The sequence below is a fragment of the Zafaria cholistanensis genome, assembly GCF_008580665.1.
Classification (GTDB): Bacteria; Actinomycetota; Actinomycetes; order Actinomycetales; family Micrococcaceae; genus Zafaria; species Zafaria cholistanensis.
Genome location: NZ_BKDJ01000005.1, coordinates 186,215 through 203,588, shown reverse-complemented (window position 1 = coordinate 203,588; position 17,374 = coordinate 186,215). Strand labels below are relative to the sequence as shown.

9 protein-coding genes are annotated in these 17,374 nt (G+C 70.0%); 1 reads left to right on the top strand and 8 read right to left on the bottom strand.

Annotation, left to right across the window (positions count from 1 at the left end; translation table 11 throughout):
* Window positions 1–494: 494 nt before the first annotated feature.
* From glgB to NCCP_RS15240, 3 genes are read right to left on the bottom strand one after another with little or no spacing between them, the layout of a single operon-like run.
* Window positions 495–4,562, bottom strand: a complete 4,068-nt coding sequence (glgB, locus tag NCCP_RS06860; RefSeq protein WP_216364673.1) for a 1,4-alpha-glucan branching protein GlgB — start codon at window positions 4,560–4,562, stop codon at window positions 495–497.
* Window positions 4,559–6,325 carry a maltose alpha-D-glucosyltransferase gene (gene treS / locus NCCP_RS15245; RefSeq protein WP_225873726.1) on the bottom strand — a complete coding sequence of 589 codons (1,767 nt, stop codon included), beginning with the start codon at window positions 6,323–6,325 and terminating at the stop codon, window positions 4,559–4,561. Before treS ends, glgB begins: the two co-directional genes overlap by 4 nt.
* A gap of 2 nt (window positions 6,326–6,327) precedes the next feature.
* Window positions 6,328–8,358 carry an alpha-1,4-glucan--maltose-1-phosphate maltosyltransferase gene (locus NCCP_RS15240; protein WP_225873725.1) on the bottom strand — a complete coding sequence of 677 codons (2,031 nt, stop codon included), beginning with the start codon at window positions 8,356–8,358 and terminating at the stop codon, window positions 6,328–6,330.
* Between the two features lie 111 nt (window positions 8,359–8,469).
* Between NCCP_RS15240 and glgP the strand changes: the two genes are divergently transcribed.
* A complete protein-coding gene (gene glgP / locus NCCP_RS06850) occupies window positions 8,470–11,088 on the top strand; it encodes an alpha-glucan family phosphorylase (RefSeq protein ID WP_149956488.1) in 2,619 nt (872 codons plus the stop codon).
* A gap of 106 nt (window positions 11,089–11,194) precedes the next feature.
* Here glgP and glgX read toward each other — a convergent pair whose 3' ends face one another.
* From glgX to ispD, 5 genes are all read right to left on the bottom strand, one after another.
* On the bottom strand, window positions 11,195–13,291 hold the full coding sequence (gene glgX, locus NCCP_RS06845; RefSeq protein ID WP_149956487.1) for a glycogen debranching protein GlgX: 2,097 nt from the start codon (window positions 13,289–13,291) through the stop codon (window positions 11,195–11,197).
* An 11-nt stretch (window positions 13,292–13,302) separates the two neighbouring features.
* Window positions 13,303–14,283 (bottom strand): 23S rRNA (guanosine(2251)-2'-O)-methyltransferase RlmB, encoded by a 981-nt coding sequence (rlmB, locus tag NCCP_RS06840; protein WP_149956486.1) that lies wholly within the window; start codon window positions 14,281–14,283, stop codon window positions 13,303–13,305.
* A gap of 169 nt (window positions 14,284–14,452) precedes the next feature.
* Window positions 14,453–15,919, bottom strand: coding sequence for a cysteine--tRNA ligase (cysS, locus tag NCCP_RS06835; protein WP_149956485.1), 1,467 nt, complete (start codon window positions 15,917–15,919; stop codon window positions 14,453–14,455).
* 71 nt (window positions 15,920–15,990) lie between these two features.
* Window positions 15,991–16,488 carry a 2-C-methyl-D-erythritol 2,4-cyclodiphosphate synthase gene (ispF, locus tag NCCP_RS06830; protein ID WP_149956484.1) on the bottom strand — a complete coding sequence of 166 codons (498 nt, stop codon included), beginning with the start codon at window positions 16,486–16,488 and terminating at the stop codon, window positions 15,991–15,993.
* Window positions 16,485–17,258, bottom strand: a complete 774-nt coding sequence (gene ispD / locus NCCP_RS06825) for a 2-C-methyl-D-erythritol 4-phosphate cytidylyltransferase (RefSeq protein ID WP_149956483.1) — start codon at window positions 17,256–17,258, stop codon at window positions 16,485–16,487. The genes ispF and ispD overlap by 4 nt, the downstream gene beginning before the upstream one ends.
* Window positions 17,259–17,374: the final 116 nt, after the last annotated feature.

The following is a 17,374-nucleotide window of genomic DNA, read 5'->3' as shown; positions in this document are numbered from 1 at the left end:
CAAGAAAAAATCCCGGCAAAAAACCCGCACCCCCACCCCACACAGGGGCAAAAAAGGCACAGGCGTTTCACCAATAAAAAATCGGTGTCAACAAACTTGGCACACTATTGAGTTCTCAAACAACAGGAGCACCCGGCACCACGCAACCGGCCAACCGACCGATCCGCTACACTCCGGAGCAACTTTCCTAATCTACCAGACCCGGCCCGCCGGACCAAATCGGCCCGCGGAACCTTCCGGTCCAGCCGCACCCGAACCCTTCCGGCAACCCCTCTCGGGATCCCATCCGGCGTCCGGCGCGAGATAAAACAATACACGCCCCACGCCCCAACACCAAATCGGGAACCACCCACCCCTAACACCGCCGGTGGTCCCCTGTTTTTGCGGGCGCCAGGACCCTGTGTCGGGACCCTGTGTCAGGACCCTGCGGGGCACCCGCAGGAGGTGCCCCGCGCCGGCCGATTCCTCCGCTGCGGCCCGGACGGGTTCGTCGGCTACCGGCGGCCTTCGGTTTCCTCCGGGTTTTCCGGCCCCGCCGGTCCGGCATCCCATTCGTCGTCATCCATCGGGTCGGCATTGACCTCCGCGGTGCCGAACTCGAGAGCGCCCTCCTCCATGGCGCCCACTTCGACGGCCTCCTCGCCGGCGGCACCGGCGTCGGGGGCGTCCTCTTCATCCTCTTCGGTGCCCGTTTCCTCCGCGCCCACCTCGGCGAGGCCGAATTCGGCGGCCACCGCCTCGGCGGCGGCATGCGCGGCCGCGCCTGTCACTGCCCCGGTCTCCGCCCCGGCGCCTGCCCCGGTCTCTGCCCCGGCTTCCGTTCCGGCCGGCACCAGGTACAGCATTCCCAGCGGAGGAACGGTGAGGACGGCATGGGCCGGCTGGCCGTGTTCCCCGCCGTCCACGGCCATGATGCTGCCGCCGTTGCCGACCCCGGACCCGCCGTATTCCGCGTCGTCAGTGTTCACCAGTTCGGTCCACTCCCCCGCCAGGGGCATGCCCAACCGGAAACCGGTGTGCGGTTCGCCGGAGAAGTTGGCAACGCACACCAGCGGGTTCCCGGCGGCGTCGCGCCGGATGAAGCTGAACGTGTTGGCTGCCGCGTTGCCGCCGTCGATCCACTGGAATCCCGCGGGCTCATGGTCCTTTTCCCACAGTTCAGGATGGCCGCGGTAGACCGCGTTCAGCCGGGAGACCAGTTTCCGGACGCCGTCGTGCTGCGGGGTTTCGGCCAGCCACCACTCCAGCCCGTGGCCTTCGTTCCATTCGCCCTCCTGGGCGAACTCGGTACCCATGAAGATCAGCTGCTTGCCCGGATGGGCCCACTGGTAGGCCAGGTAGGCGCGCACGTTCGCCAGCTGGCGCCACCGGTCCCCGGGCATCTTGCGCAGCAGCGACCCCTTGCCGTGGACCACCTCGTCATGGCTGATGGGCAGCAGGAAGTTCTCCGTCCAGGCGTACACCAGCGAAAAGGTCATCTTGTCGTGGTGGTACACGCGATGGATCGGGTCCTGCTGTATGTACTTCAGGGAGTCGTGCATCCAGCCCATGTTCCACTTCAGCCCGAAGCCCAGGCCGCCAAAAGCGGTGGGGCGGGTGACGCCGTCGAACGCCGTGGATTCCTCCGCGATCATCATGATGCCCGGCGACGTGCGGTAGGCGGTGGCGTTGGCTTCCTGCAGGAAGGAGATCGCCTCGAGGTTTTCCCGGCCGCCGTGGATGTTCGGCCACCACTGGCCGTCCTCGCGCGAGTAGTCCAGGTACAGCATCGAGGCCACCGCGTCCACGCGCAGCCCGTCAATGTGGAACTCCTGCAGCCAGTACAGCGCGTTGGCCACCAGGAAGTTGCGCACCTCGTTGCGCCCGAAGTCAAAGATGAGCGTGCCCCAGTCCGGGTGCTCGCCGCGGCGCACGTCGGCGTGCTCGTACAGCGGTTCGCCGTCGAACCGGGCCAGCGCCCAGTCGTCCTTCGGGAAGTGCGCCGGCACCCAGTCGACGATCACGCCGATACCGGCCTGGTGCAGCCGGTCCACGAGGTGGCGGAAGTCGTCGGGGTGCCCGAACCGGGAGGTCGGTGCGTAGTAGCTGGTGACCTGGTAGCCCCAGGAGCCGCCGAACGGGTGCTCGGCAACAGGCATGAACTCCACGTGGGTGAATCCCAGCTCGGAGACGTACTTGACCAGCTCATCGGCCAGTTCCAGGTAACTCAGGCCCGGCCGCCAGGATCCCAGGTGCACCTCGTAGATGCTCAGCGGCCCGGTGTGCGGATCGCGCGAGGCGCGCTCCTGCATCCACTGTGCATCGCGGAACCCGTAAGAGGACTCGACGACGACGGACCCGGTCCGCGGGGGGACCTCGGTGTGCTGGGCCATCGGATCCGCCTTCTCCCGCCAGTGCCCGTCGCGTCCCAGGATCTGGTACTTGTACACCGCCCCGGCCTCCACGCCGGGGACAAACAGCTCCCAGACCCCGGACCGGCCCAGCGAACGCATCGCATGCCCGGTGCCGTCCCAGCCGTTGAAGTCGCCCTTGACCCGTACCGCCTGCGCGTGGGGTGCCCAGACGGCGAACCCGACGCCGCTGCTGTCACCGAGCACGGAGTGGTAGCGGAACACATGCGATCCCAGCACCTCCCAGAGCTTCTCGTGCCGTCCCTCGCCGATCAGGTGCAGGTCGACCTCGCCGAGGGTGGGCAGGTACCGGTAGGGGTCATCGACCCGGACGGGGTCGCCTCCGTGGTAGGAGACCTCCAGCCGGTAGTCGGGCACATGCCCCTCCGTTTCGGCCGGCAGCACGGCAACCCAAATGCCCTCGTACTCATGGGACATCGGCACCCGGGTCGTGGGGGTGACGACCTCCACGCCGAGCGCGAAGCGGCGCAGCGTGCGGATGGTGACGAATCCGGCGTCGTCCAGGTGCGCGCCGAGCACTGCGTGCGGGGCGTGGTGGCGGCCGTGCGCGACGGCGTCAAGCGCCTCGGGCGCCACGGGAAGCGGGGCGTGGGGGGCTGGCTGGCTCACGGGTGGTTCCTTCTCGACATCGGTGCGTGCGGGGTGGGGCGGGGTGGGGGCGAGTCCGGCCAGGACCTCGTGGACGGCGGACGCGGGAAGCCCCACCCAGGAGGGCCGGTTTTGCAGCTCGTACGCCACTTCGTAGAGCGCCTTGTCCAGCCACAGGGCCAGGAAGAGCGGGGAACCGGTGTCCACCGCCTCCCCGGATTCGGCCGCGTAGCCGGACAGGAATGCCTCGCCTCCCATCTTGGCCCATGCGTGGGCGGCGGCCGGGGAGGCCCCCCGGCCGGATTCCGGCCGGGCCGCGACGGCCCCGGCGTAGTCGAAGGAGCGCAGCATGCCGACCACGTCGCGCAGCGCCACGTCGGTGGCGGTACGTTCGGCGGCCGAGCGCAGCGGCTCGCCCTCGAAGTCGAGCACCACCCAGCCGCGCGGTTCCGCGTGCAGCACCTGCCCCAAGTGGTAGTCGCCGTGGATGCGCTGGAGCACCGGAAGCGCGGAGATCCGCTCCAGCGAGGCGAGCACGGACTGGAACGCCGCCTCGACGTCAGCTCCCCCAGCGTGTTCGCGGGAGGCGTTTTCAGGGGCGGAATCCCCGGAGGCGGCCTCGCGGACGGCCTCCGCGGCGGCCCGCCAGCCGCGTTCGAGCCGGTCGCGCAGGGCCGCCACGTAGGCGGCGACCTCCTCCGGGCCCGCTTCGCCGGCTCCGGCCGCATCGCGCAGCGCGGCATGCAGGCGCGCGGTGGCCCGCCCGATCGCCTCGGCCTCGGCGGTGAAGTCGCGCCCCTCCAGGGCCGCCGCACTGGCGCTGCGCCAGGCATCCTCGCTGCCGGTGATGAACTCGCGCAGCACTCCCAGGGCGCCGGCCACGGGCCCGGAGGGTTCGTCCCAGCGGGCACTGACCACGCCATAAGTCAGGGGCACCTCGTGGGAGCCGGCGTCGGTGAGGAGCACGCCCAGTTCAACATCCGGGTTGCTGCCGGAGACAGGCACGCGGAAGAACTTCGCGATGAGGTCCCCATCGGCCCGTTCGACCACCACGGAGGTGTTGGACTGTTCGCCCCCCAGGACGCTGGCGGACAGGGAGGGATCATAGGGGGCCCGGTCGGAAAACCCGGCCAGCGCGGTTCCGCTGTAACCGTCCCCGTCGGTCCCGCTGCGCATCAGCTCCAGCCAGGCGGCCACGAAGGCAGGGTCGTGGGTACCGTCGTAGACGTGCCACGGGCCCTCGCCGTTCTCCCCGCCGGAGGGGAGCACGCCGATCAGCCCGGCCTCCGCCGGCCCCGCTTCCCCGGGGGCGGGCAGGGGCTCCCGGCGGAAGGAGAGCGGAACGTGCACGACGGCGGGGGCGTCCGTGGAACCGGTGTCCACCGCCAGCAGTACGGACTCCAGGCCGATGCCGGGACCGGGGGAATCCAGCGGGACGGTACCGACCCGGCGCAGGCTGAAGCCGGCCTGCGCCGCCGCGGGGAACCAGCGCTGCCGGCGCAGCCAGCCGGAGAGCAGGTCCAGCAGCGCTTCGTCGCGGCGCGTTGTCTGGGGCTGTGTCATCGGGCCATCACTCCTTCGGGGGACAGAACGGGCATGGCGCTGGTGGCCGGGGAGTTTGAATCGGAACGGCTCGAGCGCAGGCGCAGCCAGTAGAACCCCTGCGAGCCGAGCATGATCTGGAGCGTTCCATCGGGGGAAACCCCCGGGAACACGGTGCCGCCGAAGACATCGCGCAGCCCGCGCTCGGCAAAGTCCGTCAGCTCCAGGCGGGCGGCCACGGGGTGCTGGGAAAAGTTGTAGATGCACAGCACCGCCTCGCCGTCCCTGCCCTCCTCCTCCGGGGGCAGCTCGCGCAGGAAGGCGAGGACGCTGGGCGAGCTCGCGGGGATGTTGCGGTAGCTGCCGAGGCCAAAGACGGGGTGTTCGCGGCGCACGCCCAGCACCTGGCGCAGCCAGTGAAGCATCGAGCTGCTGTGGGCCAGCTGTTGCTCGACGTTGACGTTGGTGAAGTTGTAGACCAGGGACTGGACCACCGGCAGGTACAGCTTGCCGGGGTCCGCGGAGGAGAACCCGGCGTTGCGGTCCGGATTCCACTGCATCGGGGTGCGCGAGGCGTCACGGTCTTCGAGCCAGATGTTGTCCCCCATGCCGATCTCGTCCCCGTAGTAGAGGAAGGGGCTTCCCGGCAGGGAGAGCAGGAGCGCGTGGATCAGTTCCAGTTCGGCGCGGGAGTTGTCCAGCAGCGGGGCGAGCCGGCGGCGGATGCCGATGTTGGCACGCATGCGCGAGTCGGGGGCGTACCAGCCGAGCATCGCCTCGCGCTCGGCGGGGGTGACCATCTCCAGGGTCAGTTCGTCGTGGTTGCGCAGGAAGGTGGCCCACTGGGTGCCGGGCGGGATCGGCGGGGTCTGCTCCAGGGTGGAGATGATGGGTGCGGCCAACTGGTCGCGGAGCGCGTAGAAGATCCGGGGCATGATCGGGAAATGGAAGCACATGTGGCATTCCGGCTCCTCGGGGGTGCCGAAGTACTCGACCACCTCGTGCGGGGGCTGGTTGGCCTCGGCAATGATGACCCGTCCCGGGTACTCGGTGTCCACCATGGCGCGCAGCCGGCGCAGGAACTGGTGCGTGCCAGGGAGGTTTTCGCAGTTGGTGCCGTCCTCCTCATAGAGGTAGGGGATGGCGTCGGCGCGGAAGCCGTCCACGCCCAGGTCCAGCCAGAAGCGGACGACGTCGAACATGGCCTCGTGGACGCGCGGGTTTTCGAAGTTCAGGTCCGGCTGGTGGTGGAAGAAGCGGTGCCAGAAGAACTGGCGCCGGACCGGGTCGAAGGTCCAGTTGGACTCCTCGGTGTCCACGAAGATGATGCGCGCATCCTTGTAGAGCTCGTCGGTGTCGCTCCAGACGTAGAAGTCCCCGTAGGGGCCGTCCGGCTCGCTGCGCGAGGCCTTGAACCACGGGTGCTCGTTGGAGGTGTGGTTCAGGGGCAGGTCGATCACCACGCGCAGCCCGCGGGCGTGGGCCTCGGCGACCAGCCGCTTGAAATCCCCGATGGTGCCGAAGTCGTCCAGGACGTCGTAGTAGTCGGAGATGTCGTAGCCGCCGTCGCGCAGCGGGGACTTGAAGAACGGAGGGATCCACAGGCAATCCACCCCCAGCCACTGCAGGTAGTCCAGGCGGTCGATCAGCCCGCTCAGGTCTCCGCAGCCATCGCCGTTCGAGTCGGCGAAGGCCCGCACCAGCACCTCGTAGAACACCGCTTTCCGGTGCCAGTTGGGATCGTGGGAGATTCCGGGCGCATTGAGCTGGTACGGGTTCGCCAAATTCAGTTCCTCCGGACGTGCAGGATGTGGGCCGGCTCCACGTAGGGGTCCAGCCGGACGTAGTTGTGGGCACCCCACTTCCACGTCTGCCCGGTGAGCAGGTCGTCGACGGTGAAGCGCCCGTCCTCGTCGAGGTCCTCCGGGCGCAGCCCAAGCGCTTCCAGGTCCAGCGTCACCGCGCCTTCCCGGGCCCCGTGGGGGTCGGTGTTGACCACCACGATCACGGTGTCCGCGGGGGCGCCCGGCGACGGGACCTTGGACTTGCTGAAGGCGATGGTCGCGTCGTCGCTGCTGGTGTGCAGCACCAGGTTGCGCAGGTCCCCCAGCGCCGGATGGTCGCGGCGGATCCGGTTCAGCCGGGCCAGGTAGGGGGCCAGCGAACGGCCCGCAGCCTCGGCGCCGGCGAAGTCGCGCGGCTTGTACTCGAACTTCTCGTTGTCGATGTACTCCTCGGCCCCGGGGCGGGCGACGTGCTCGTAGAGCTCGTACCCGGCGTAGACGCCCCACAGCGGCGCCGCCATGGAGGCCAGCACGGCGCGGATGCGGAAGGCCGCGGGGCCGCCGAACTGCAGGTACTCGGTGAGGATGTCCGGGGTGTTCACGAAGAAGTTGGGGCGGAAGAACGCATCGCTGACCCGGCTGACCTCGGTGAGGTATTCCTGCAGCTCCTTCTTGGTGTTGCGCCACGTGAAGTAGGTGTAGGACTGCTGGAAGCCGGCCCGGCCCAGCGCGTGCATCATGGCCGGGCGGGTGAACGCCTCGGCGAGGAACACCACCTGCGGGTGCTGCTCGTTGACCCGGGTAATCAGCCACTCCCAGAACCACAGCGGCTTGGTGTGGGGGTTGTCCACGCGGAAAATGTCCACCCCGCGGGACACCCACAGCAGCACGATCCGCAGCACCTCGTGGGCCAGGCCCTCGGGATCGTTGTCGAAGTTCAGCGGGTAGATGTCCTGGTACTTCTTCGGGGGGTTTTCCGCGTAGGCAATGGACCCGTCGATGCGGGTGGTGAACCACTCCCGGTGGGCCTCGACCCACGGGTGGTCCGGGGAGGCCTGCAGGGCCAGGTCCAGGGCGACCTCCAGGCCCAGCTTGCGGGCCCGCTGCACGAAGGCGGCAAAATCCTCGACGGTGCCCAAATCGGGGTGGATGGCGTCGTGCCCGCCCTCGGGCGCGCCGATGGCCCACGGGGAACCCGGGTCGTTCGGGCCCGCGACCAAAGTGTTGTTCGGGCCCTTGCGGTGGGTGCGCCCGATCGGGTGGATCGGGGGCAGGTAGACCACGTCGAAGCCCATGGCGGCGACGGCGTCGAGCCGTTCCGCGGCGGTGCGGAAGTTGCCGCTGGTGTAGGTGCCGCTCTCCGGATGGTAGACGGCGCCTTCGGAGCGCGGGAAGAACTCGTACCAGGCCCCGCGGCCGGCCCGCTCGCGCTCGACCTTGATCGGGAAGCGTCCGCTGTGGGTGACCATTCGGCGGATGGGACGGCGGTTCAGTACGTCCTGAACCTCCGGGGAAATTCCCGCCGCGAGCCGCTCGACCGGGTTCAGCAGCCCGTCGGCCAGCACCCAGGCGGCACGGCGGACCGTGTCGGCGTCGTTCCGGGCGGAATCGTTGGCATTCCCGATCGCGGCGGCCGCATCGGTGAGCAGCCTGGCTCCCTCGGCGAGCATGAGTTCGACGTCGATCCCGGCCCCGACCTTGATCCGCGCGTCGTGCCGCCAGGTGCCGTAGGGGTCGTCCCATGCCTCGACCTCAAACTCCCAGGCCCCTTCCGAGTGGGGGCGCAGCCAGCCCTCCCAGGTGTCGGTCCCCGGGGGGCCCGGAACCATGCGCACGCGCTGGACCTCCAGCCCGTCGGGGCCGTAGAGGACCGCTGTGGCCCCCAAACTGTCATGTCCCTCGCGGAAGGCCAACGCCTCCACCCTGATGTCTTCACCCGGAATGGCCTTGGCCGGGTAGCGCCCGCCCTCGACCACGGGGTGGAGGGCGGTGACGGGAATCCGGCCGAAGCTGCTCTGCAGTCCTGTGCTCACGGCATAGACGCTATCCACAATCCACGTCAAAGGCCAAGGAATCGCCGACAATGGCGCAGTGTTTACCGTGCCGCAACACACATTGGGGGCATCTGCGCTAGCGTTCACCGTGTGAAGGCCATTCGACGATTTACCGTACGGACCGTCCTGCCCGCCCCGATTGCCGGACTCGCCGCGCTCGCCGCGAACCTGCGCTGGTCCTGGCACGAACCCACCGCCCGCCTCTTCCGCAGCCTCGATCCGGACGCTTGGGAAGAAGTCCGGGAAGACCCGGTTGCCCTGCTGGGCAGCTTCGACCGGGTCCGGCTCGAAGCCCTGGCCATGGATTCCGACGTTGTCTCGGAGGTCCAGCGCCAGGTCGCCGACCTGCAGCGGTACCTCACCGAGCCGCGCTGGTACCAGCAGCAGCTGGGGGCCGAGGCGCCGCGCGCCATCGCCTATTTCTCCCCCGAATACGGGATCACCGCGGCGCTGCCGCAGTACTCCGGAGGACTGGGCATCCTTGCCGGCGACCATCTGAAGGCCGCCAGCGACCTCGGGGTGCCCATCGTCGGGGTCGGCCTGTTCTACCAGGCCGGCTACTTCAAGCAGTCCCTCTCGCGCGACGCGTGGCAGCAGGAAACCTACCCCGTCCTGGACCCGGACGGGCTGCCGCTGACGCTTCTGCGCGAGGCGGATGGAACCCCCGCCGTGGTCTCCCTGCCGCTGCCCGACGCGCGGCGGCTGCGCGCGCACATCTGGCGCGCCGACGTCGGCCGCATCCCGCTGCTGCTGCTTGATTCGAACATCCCCGCCAACGACGACGCCGCGCGCGTCATCACCGACCGCCTCTACGGCGGCGGCGGCGACCACCGCCTGCAGCAGGAGCTGCTGCTGGGCATGGGCGGGGTCCAGGCACTGCGCATCCACGCCCGGCTGACCGGGGGACCCGCCCCGGAAGTGTTCCACACCAACGAGGGACATGCCGGCTTCCTCGGCGTCGAGCGCATCCGCGAACTGATGGATGATGGCCTCGCCTGGGACGAGGCCCTGGCCGCGGTCCGCGCCTCCACCGTGTTCACCACGCACACCCCCGTCCCGGCCGGAATCGACCGGTTTGAGGCGCTGCAGGTGGGCCACTTCCTGCGGGCCGGGCTGGCGCCGGGCGTGCCGACGGAAAACATCCTGAAACTGGGCTCGGAGGACTACCCGGGCGGAGACCCCGCGACCTTCAACATGGCGGTCATGGGGCTGCGGCTGGCGCAGCGGGCCAACGGCGTGGCCAAGCTGCACGGGCGCGTCTCCCGCCGGATGTTCTCCGGACTGTGGAGCGGGTTCGACGTCGAGGAGGTCCCGATCACCTCGGTGACCAACGGCGTCCACGTGCCCACCTGGGTGGATCCGATGCTTGCCGCGTTTGCCCGGGAGCGCTTCGGGGCCGCGGCCGGGACCGGGGACGGGGAGGAGCCGAACTGGTCCCTGGCGGCGGACGTTCCGGACGCGGACCTTTGGGCCCTGCGCCGGCGCCTGCGCGAGCAGCTGATTGCGGACGTGCGCGAACGCCTGCGCGCCTCCTGGCTCAAGCGCGGCGCCAGCAGGATGGAGCTCGGCTGGACCGAGTCCGTGCTGGACCCGGACGTGCTGACCATTGGCTTTGCCCGCCGCGTGCCAACCTACAAGCGGCTGACTTTGATGCTGCGCGACCCCGCCCGGCTGAAGGCGCTGCTTCTGCATCCAACCCGCCCGGTCCAGCTGGTCATCGCCGGAAAGTCGCACCCGGCGGACGAAGCCGGCAAGCGCATGATCCAGGACCTGGTCCGGTTCACCGACGATCCGGCGGTCCGCCACCGGATCGTGTTCCTGCCCAACTACGACATGCGCATGGCCCGCACCCTCTTCCCGGGCTGCGACGTGTGGCTGAACAACCCCCTGCGGCCGCTCGAGGCGTGCGGCACCTCCGGCATGAAGGCCGCCCTGAACGGCGGCCTGAACCTGTCAGTGCTGGACGGGTGGTGGGACGAGATGTACGACGGCGAAAACGGCTGGGCGATCCCGACCGCTCCCGCCGGGTCCTCCCCCGAGCACCGCGACGACATCGAAGCGGCCGCCCTCTACGCGCTGATCGAGAACGAGGTCGCCCCCCGGTTCTACGGCGTGCAGGTCTCCGGCGGAGCCGGCGCGGCCGGTCCGTCCGAGGCGGCCGTTGGAGGCGTTCCGCACCAGTGGGTGCAGATGATCAAGCACACGCTCTCCCACCTGGGGCCGCAGGTGTCCGCCGAGCGCATGGTCCGCGACTACGTGTCCCGGCTGTACCTGCCGGCGGCCCAGGCCGGCCAGGCCGCCGCTAAGGGGTCCTTCGCCGGGGCCAAGGAGCTGGCCGCCTATGCGCGGCGGGTCCGCAGCGCCTGGCACGGGATCGCCGTCGAGCACGTGGACTCGATCGGACTCGAGGAGGAGCCGAGCATCGGCGACAAGTTCCGCGTGGACGCCTACGTGCGGCTCGCCGGGGTCAACCCGGAAGACGTCGCCGTGCAGGCCGTGTACGGAGCGGTCACCGAGGCCGACGAGCTGAGCGACCCGGCCGTGCACGAACTCGAGCTCTCCGAGGAACTGGGCGACGGACGATACCTGTTCACCGGGGACCTCCGGCTGGAGCGTTCCGGTTCCTTCGGCTACGGAGTCCGGGTGGTGCCCCGGCACCACGCGCTCGTTTCGGTTCCCGAACTGGGCCTGGTCACCAGCGCCAGCTAGCCGGGCACGGCGGGCTGCCCCCCCAAGGCGACGGCACCTTCCGGTGCCGCCGCCTTGGGGGGGCAGCCCGCGTCCGGGGCTGGCGTCCGGAACCGCCGCGGGCCGCTCAGGCCCGGTAGACGGTGACCGAGTGCGCCTCGATACGTTCGGGCTCGCCGGCCTTCAGCGTGGCGCCGCGCCGGCGCAGGGACCCTTCCGCGGTGCTGAACTGCAGCTGGAACGTGGTCCCCCGGCGGTCCTGCGGGCGCAGGGTCCGCAGGATGTCCGGATCCGGCATGCGGATGCGCACGGATTCGGTGCTTCCGTTGAAGACCACCAGCCCGTCGAGCTTGCCTTCGGGGGATCCAAGCAGCATCTGGACCAGCCGCGTTTCCGGGCGGGTCCACTCTTCCCTCCGCATGGGCATGCCCTCGGCGTTGAACCAGTGCATGTAGGAACTGTCATCGTGGGTCGGGAAGGTGTGGGGCTGCCCGGCCATGAACTCCTTGCGCAGGCGCATGAGCGCCCTGGTGTTCTCCAGCATGGTCCGCTGGTCCTCGGAGAGCGTCCAGTCCAGCCAGGTCAGCGGGTTGTCCTGGCAGTAGGCGTTGTTGTTTCCCTCCTGCGTCTTGCCGATCTCGTCCCCGGCGGTGAGCATCGGCACCCCCAGCGAGAGCAGCAGCGTCGCCATCACGTTCAGGGCCGTCTGGCGGCGCCGGGCCATTAGCTCCTCGTCCGCGGTGGCGCCCTCCAGGCCGTGGTTGTAGCTGCGGTTGTGGCTGTGCCCGTCGCGGTTGTCCTCGCCGTTGTCCTCGTTGTGCTTGCGGTCGTAGCTGACCAGGTCGCGCAGCGTGAAGCCGTCGTGGGCGGTAACGAAGTTGATCGAGGACAGGGCCCCGCGGCCGGAGGGGGCAAACAGGTCGCGGGAGCCGGCCAGGCAGGACGCCAGCCGCGCCACCGAACCGCCCTGGCCCCCCGCAAGGAGCGCGCCGTGGTCCGAGACCCAGAACTCGCGGACGATGTCGCGAAAATGGTCGTTCCAGTCGTGGAAGGGCTGCGGGAAACGCCCGGTCTGCCAGCCGCCCATGGAGACGTCCCACGGCTCCGCGATCAGCTTGGTGCCGGTCAGCACCGAATCCGAGGTCAGCGCCACCAGGAAGGGGTGCCGCGGGTTGAAGTGGTTGTGGGTGTCGCGGCTGAGCGCCACCGCCAGGTCGAAGCGGAATCCGTCAATGTGGTATTCCTCCACCCAGTGGCGCAGGGAATCCAGCGCCATGCGGACCACGGTGGGCTGGTTGAAATCCAGCGTGTTCCCGCACCCGGTGGTGTCGAAGTACCGGCCCTCCGCGTCGTGGCGGTAGTACTGGGTGTCCCCGAGGCCGCGCCACGAGTAGGTCTGCTGGTCCTTGCCGCCCTCGGCCGTGTGGTTGAACACGACGTCCAGCAGCACCTCGATTCCGGCCGAATGCAGGGCCTTGACCATGCCCTTGACCTCGTCCTGCACGGCTTTGGGCCCGGCCGCGCGGGCCGCCGCGGTGGCATATCCGGAGTGCGGGGCAAAGAAGCCCAGGGTGTTGTACCCCCAGTAGTTGGGCAGGCCCAGCTCCTGCAGGTGCGGCTCGTCGATATGGAAGTGGATGGGCAGCAGCTCCACGGCGGTCACGCCGAGGTCCTGCAGGTGCTTCACCATCACCGGGTGCGCCAGCCCGGCGTAGGTGCCGCGCAGCTCCTCCGGGATATCCGGGTGCAGCATCGCCTGGCCTTTGACGTGCGCCTCGTAGATCACCGTGTCCCGCCACGGCACGTGGAGGCGCCTGTCGCCGCCCCAGTCGAAGCCGGACTCGACGTAGACGCTCCAGTACACGCCGGCGTCGTCCTGCTCGATCGCGCGTCCCCACGGGTCCAGCAGGAGCTGGCCGTTCTCCGGCAGGCTGGCCCCGCGCTCCCAAAAGGCGTAGCGGGCCCCCGGACGCAGCTGTTCAACGGTGCCGTGGAAGATGTCGTAGGTCTCGTCGAAGAGCGGCACGGAAACCAGGCGCCCCAACGGGTCGACGAACCAGATGTCCACCTCTTTCAGCCCCGGGGCATACACCGCCACGTTCACCGTGTCCGGCAGGTCCGGGGCGCCCGGGGCATGCGCGGACACCCCGAACGGGAAGGGGCGCGACAGGTACCCTTTCACGCCCTGCAGGCGTGCGGGAAGGTCGCCGGCGGTGGGGGCCATGGGATCCGGACCTATGCGCCCCGCCGGCGCGAGACCTCGTACAGCGTGATGCCCACGGCCATCGAGGCGTTCAGCGACTCCATGGCCGAATCGATGGGGATCGACACGATCTGGTCGCAGGTTTCCCCGACCAGGCGGGAGAGTCCCTTGCCTTCGGAACCGACCACGATGCACAGCGGTTCCGTGGCCAGCTCCAGGCCGGGCAGTTCGACGTCGCCGCCGCCGTCCAGGCCGATCACGTAGACGCCCTGTTCCTTCATGGCCTTCAACGCGTTGGTCAGGTTGGGCGCGCGCACCACGGGCACACGCACTGCGGCGCCGGCGCTGGTCTTCCACGCGGAAGCGGTCATGCCCACCGAGCGGCGCTCCGGCACGATCACGGCGTGGCCGCTGAACGCGGAGGCCGCACGGATGATCGCTCCGAGGTTGCGCGGGTCGGTGATGCCGTCAAGGGCCACGAAGAGCGGGGCGTTGCGGATGTAGCCCTTCCGCCACTTCTCCAGGGTTTCCTCGACCGTGTCCAGGGCGTCGGCGTAGTCGTAGGGCGGGATCTGCAGGACCAGGCCCTGGTGCACGGCGTCGTCGGTCATGCGGTCCAGTTCCGGCTTGCCGGACTCCATGACCGGGATGCCGCGCTCGGCGGCAAGCTTCAGCGACTCGCGGACACGGTCGTCCATGTCGATGCGCACCGCAATGTGCAGGGCCTTGGCCGGGATGCCCGCGCGCAGGGCCTCCACCACGGAGTTGCGCCCGGTGACCAGCTCCTCCGCGACCTTGCTGCGCCCGGGGGCGCGGCCGCGCTGCTGGCCGCCGTGCTTGGCGGCGGCACGCTCGGAGAGCACCTTGGCCTTGTGCGCCTTGTGGTAGACGCGGTCCTCGGCCTTGGGCGTGGGCCCCTTGCCCTCGAGGGCCTTGCGGCCGTGGCCTCCGGTGCCGACCGAAGGGCCCTTCTTGCTCTTGCGGATGGCGCCGGAGCGCTTGGGTGCGGCCATGATGTGGGATTCCTCGGTTGGTGGGGGATTTCGGCGGCAGCCCAGCAGGCCGCCGCCGAACCATTTTACCGTGGATGCGCCGGTGGCGTTCACAGTGCCTGAAAGCACCGGCCGGTCCGCCCCGGTCCCGCCCCGCCGCCGGGCACCCCTGCTCCGGGGCGTGCGGGTGCTACTTCAGCGACCAGCGGGCCCCGTCGGCGGAGTCTTCCACCACGATCCCGGCCGCGGCGAGCAGGTCGCGGATGGAGTCCGCGCGGGCCCAGTCCCTGGCGGCACGGGCGGCGGAACGCTCCTCCAACTGCGCGCGGACCAGGGTGTCCAGGGCGTGGTGCTCGGCGGAGGAGCCGCCGGCATCCTGCCCGGCCGCGTCGTCCAGGCCCAGCGTGTAGGTCATGGCCATCACCTGCTGCAGGGCGCGGTCGGCGGTTTCGCGGTCACCGGCATCGAGGGCGGTATTGCCGCGGCGGACGGTTTCGTGCAGCGCGGCAAGTGCCTGCGGCACGTTGAGGTCGTCGTCCATCGCGGCCGCGAACTCGTCGGTGACCTCGAAGTGGTGCAGGTCCAGGTCGAAGTCCCCGCCGGCGCCGATCCCGTGCAGGCGCTCCAGCGCGCGCTCGATGAAGGAGTCGATCCGCTCCAGCGCGGCACCGGCCTCCTCGAGGGAGGTGGGGCGGTAGTCCAGCTGGGAACGGTAGTGCGCCTGGCCCAGGAAGTAGCGCACCACGCGCGGGGCCGCCAGCTCCAGCATCTGCTGCGGGGAGACGGTGTTGCCCACGGACTTGGACATCTTCTCCCCCGCGTAGGTGACCATGCCGTTGTGCATCCAGAAGTTGGCAAAGCCGTGGCCGGCCGCCGCCGACTGGGCGAGCTCGTTCTCATGGTGGGGAAAGCGCAGGTCCAGGCCGCCGCCGTGGATGTCGAAACTCTCGCCCAGGTACTTGGTGCACATTGCGGAGCACTCCAGGTGCCAGCCCGGGCGGCCGCGGCCCCACGGGCTGGGCCAGGAGGCGCTCTGCGGGTCGGTGTCCTTATGGCCCTTCCAGAGCGCGAAGTCGCGGGGATCGCGCTTGCCGCGCGGATCCGCATCGGGGGCGGCCTGCATGTCGTCGACCTTTTGGCGGGTCAGCGAGCCGTACCCGGGGAAGGAGCGCACGTCGAAGTAGACGTCCCCGGAGCCGTCGGTGGCCGGGTAGGCGTGGCCGCGGTCGATGAGTTCGGCGATGAGCTGGTGCATCTCCGGGATGTGTCCGGTGGCGCGCGGCTCATAGGTGGGGAGGCGGACGCCGAGGGTTTCGTAGGCCTTCCGGAACTCCTGCTCGAACCGGTACGCCAGGGCAAACCATGGCTCCTCCGGGCGGTAGGCCTCGTCCTCCTCGAAGTCCTCGGCGAAGGAGGCCGCGGACTTCTCCAGGATCTTGTCGTCGATGTCCGTCACGTTGCGGACCACGGTGACCTTGTGCCCCCGGTGCTCCAGCCAGCGGACCAGGATGTCGAAGGCAATGGCCGAGCGGATGTGCCCGACGTGCGGCATCCCCTGGACGGTGGCCCCGCAGTAATACAGGCCCACCTGGCCCGGGACCAGCGGGACAAACTCCCGCACCTGCGCCTGCTTGGTGTCGTAAAAACGGATGCTCACCGGTCTAGGTTAGCCGCCGTTGCCCCGGGACCGCGCCCGCGCCCTGCCGAAGCCCCCAGGTTCAGGCAGGCTCAGGCTTCCGGCCGGTAGACCAGCGCGGTCGCGTAGGCGGTGATGCCCTGCCCCGCACCCTCGTAGCCGAGCCGGTCCGACGTCGTCGCGGTCACCGTGACCGGGGCTGCGGCCGCGGCGCTGAGGACGGTGTCCGCCTCCTGTCGGCGGGGACCGAACTTGGGGCGGTTGCCCACGAACTGCACGGCGACGTTGCCGATTTCGAACCCCGCGGCGCGCACCAGCCGCGCGGCCTCGGCCAGCAGCGTGGTGCCGGCGGCACCGGCGAATTCGGGGCGGGCGGTGCCGAAGTGGGTGCCCAAATCCCCGATGCCGGCCGCGGAGAAAAGCGCGTCGCAGGCTGCGTGGGCCACCGCGTCGCCGTCGGAGTGCCCGGACAGCCCCCGCTCCCCGGGCCAGTACAGCCCGGCCAGCCACAGCTCGCGCGCCTCCCCGTCCGGGGCGAAGGCGTGGACGTCGATTCCGATGCCGGTGCGGGGAAGGATGGGCGGGTTCACGACTGCTCCTCGTATCCGTTGGCCACCAGCGCCTCGGCCAGCAGCAGGTCCAGCGGGGTGGTGACCTTCAGGGCCTCCACCGAACCGGGCACCACGAACACCTCGCTGCCCGCCAGCTCCATGAGCATCGCGTCGTCGGTGACGGCCGCGGCGCGCTCGCCGGTCCAGGAGGCGGCGGCCTCGTGGGCCCGCAGCAGCTCCCCCAGGCGAAAGCCCTGCGGGGTCTGGACAGCCCGCAGCGCCGCACGTTCGGGGGTGCCGGTGACAGATTCGGGAGCGATGCCCGGGGCGGCGGAGGGCGCCACGGACTTGACCGTGTCCACTACCGGCACGGCGGGAATGACCGCGCTGGCGCCCGCGTGCAGGGCGTGGAGGACTCCGGCGAAGACCGCCGCGGGAGTGAGGCAGCGGGCGGCGTCGTGGACCAGGACATAGTCGACGCCCGGGCCGATGGCCCGGAGCCCGGCCCGCACCGACTCGTTGCGGGTCTCGCCGCCAAAGACGCAGGCCAAGTGGACACCGTCCGCGGCATAGCCCCGGCACAGGGCGGTCAGTTCGGTGTCCCCGGGCGGCACCACCACGACCATCCGGTCCGCGACGCCGGAGCCCAGGGCCCCGTCAATGGCGTGGGCCAGCAGGGGGCGCCCGGCCAGCGGCACCAGGGCCTTGGGGATCCCGTGGCCGAGCCGGGTTCCGGACCCTGCGGCAACGATGACGACGGCGGCGCGTCCGGGACGCTCGGGAACGGGGGAAAGCGGGGGCTGGCTCACGTTCAGAAGCGTACCCCCGGCGTCCGTCCGGACGGGCCGTGGCCCCACCGGACCGTGCACGCCAAGCGGCCCGCCCACTGTTGTGGACGGACCGTGGCACTAAAAGACCGTGGCAC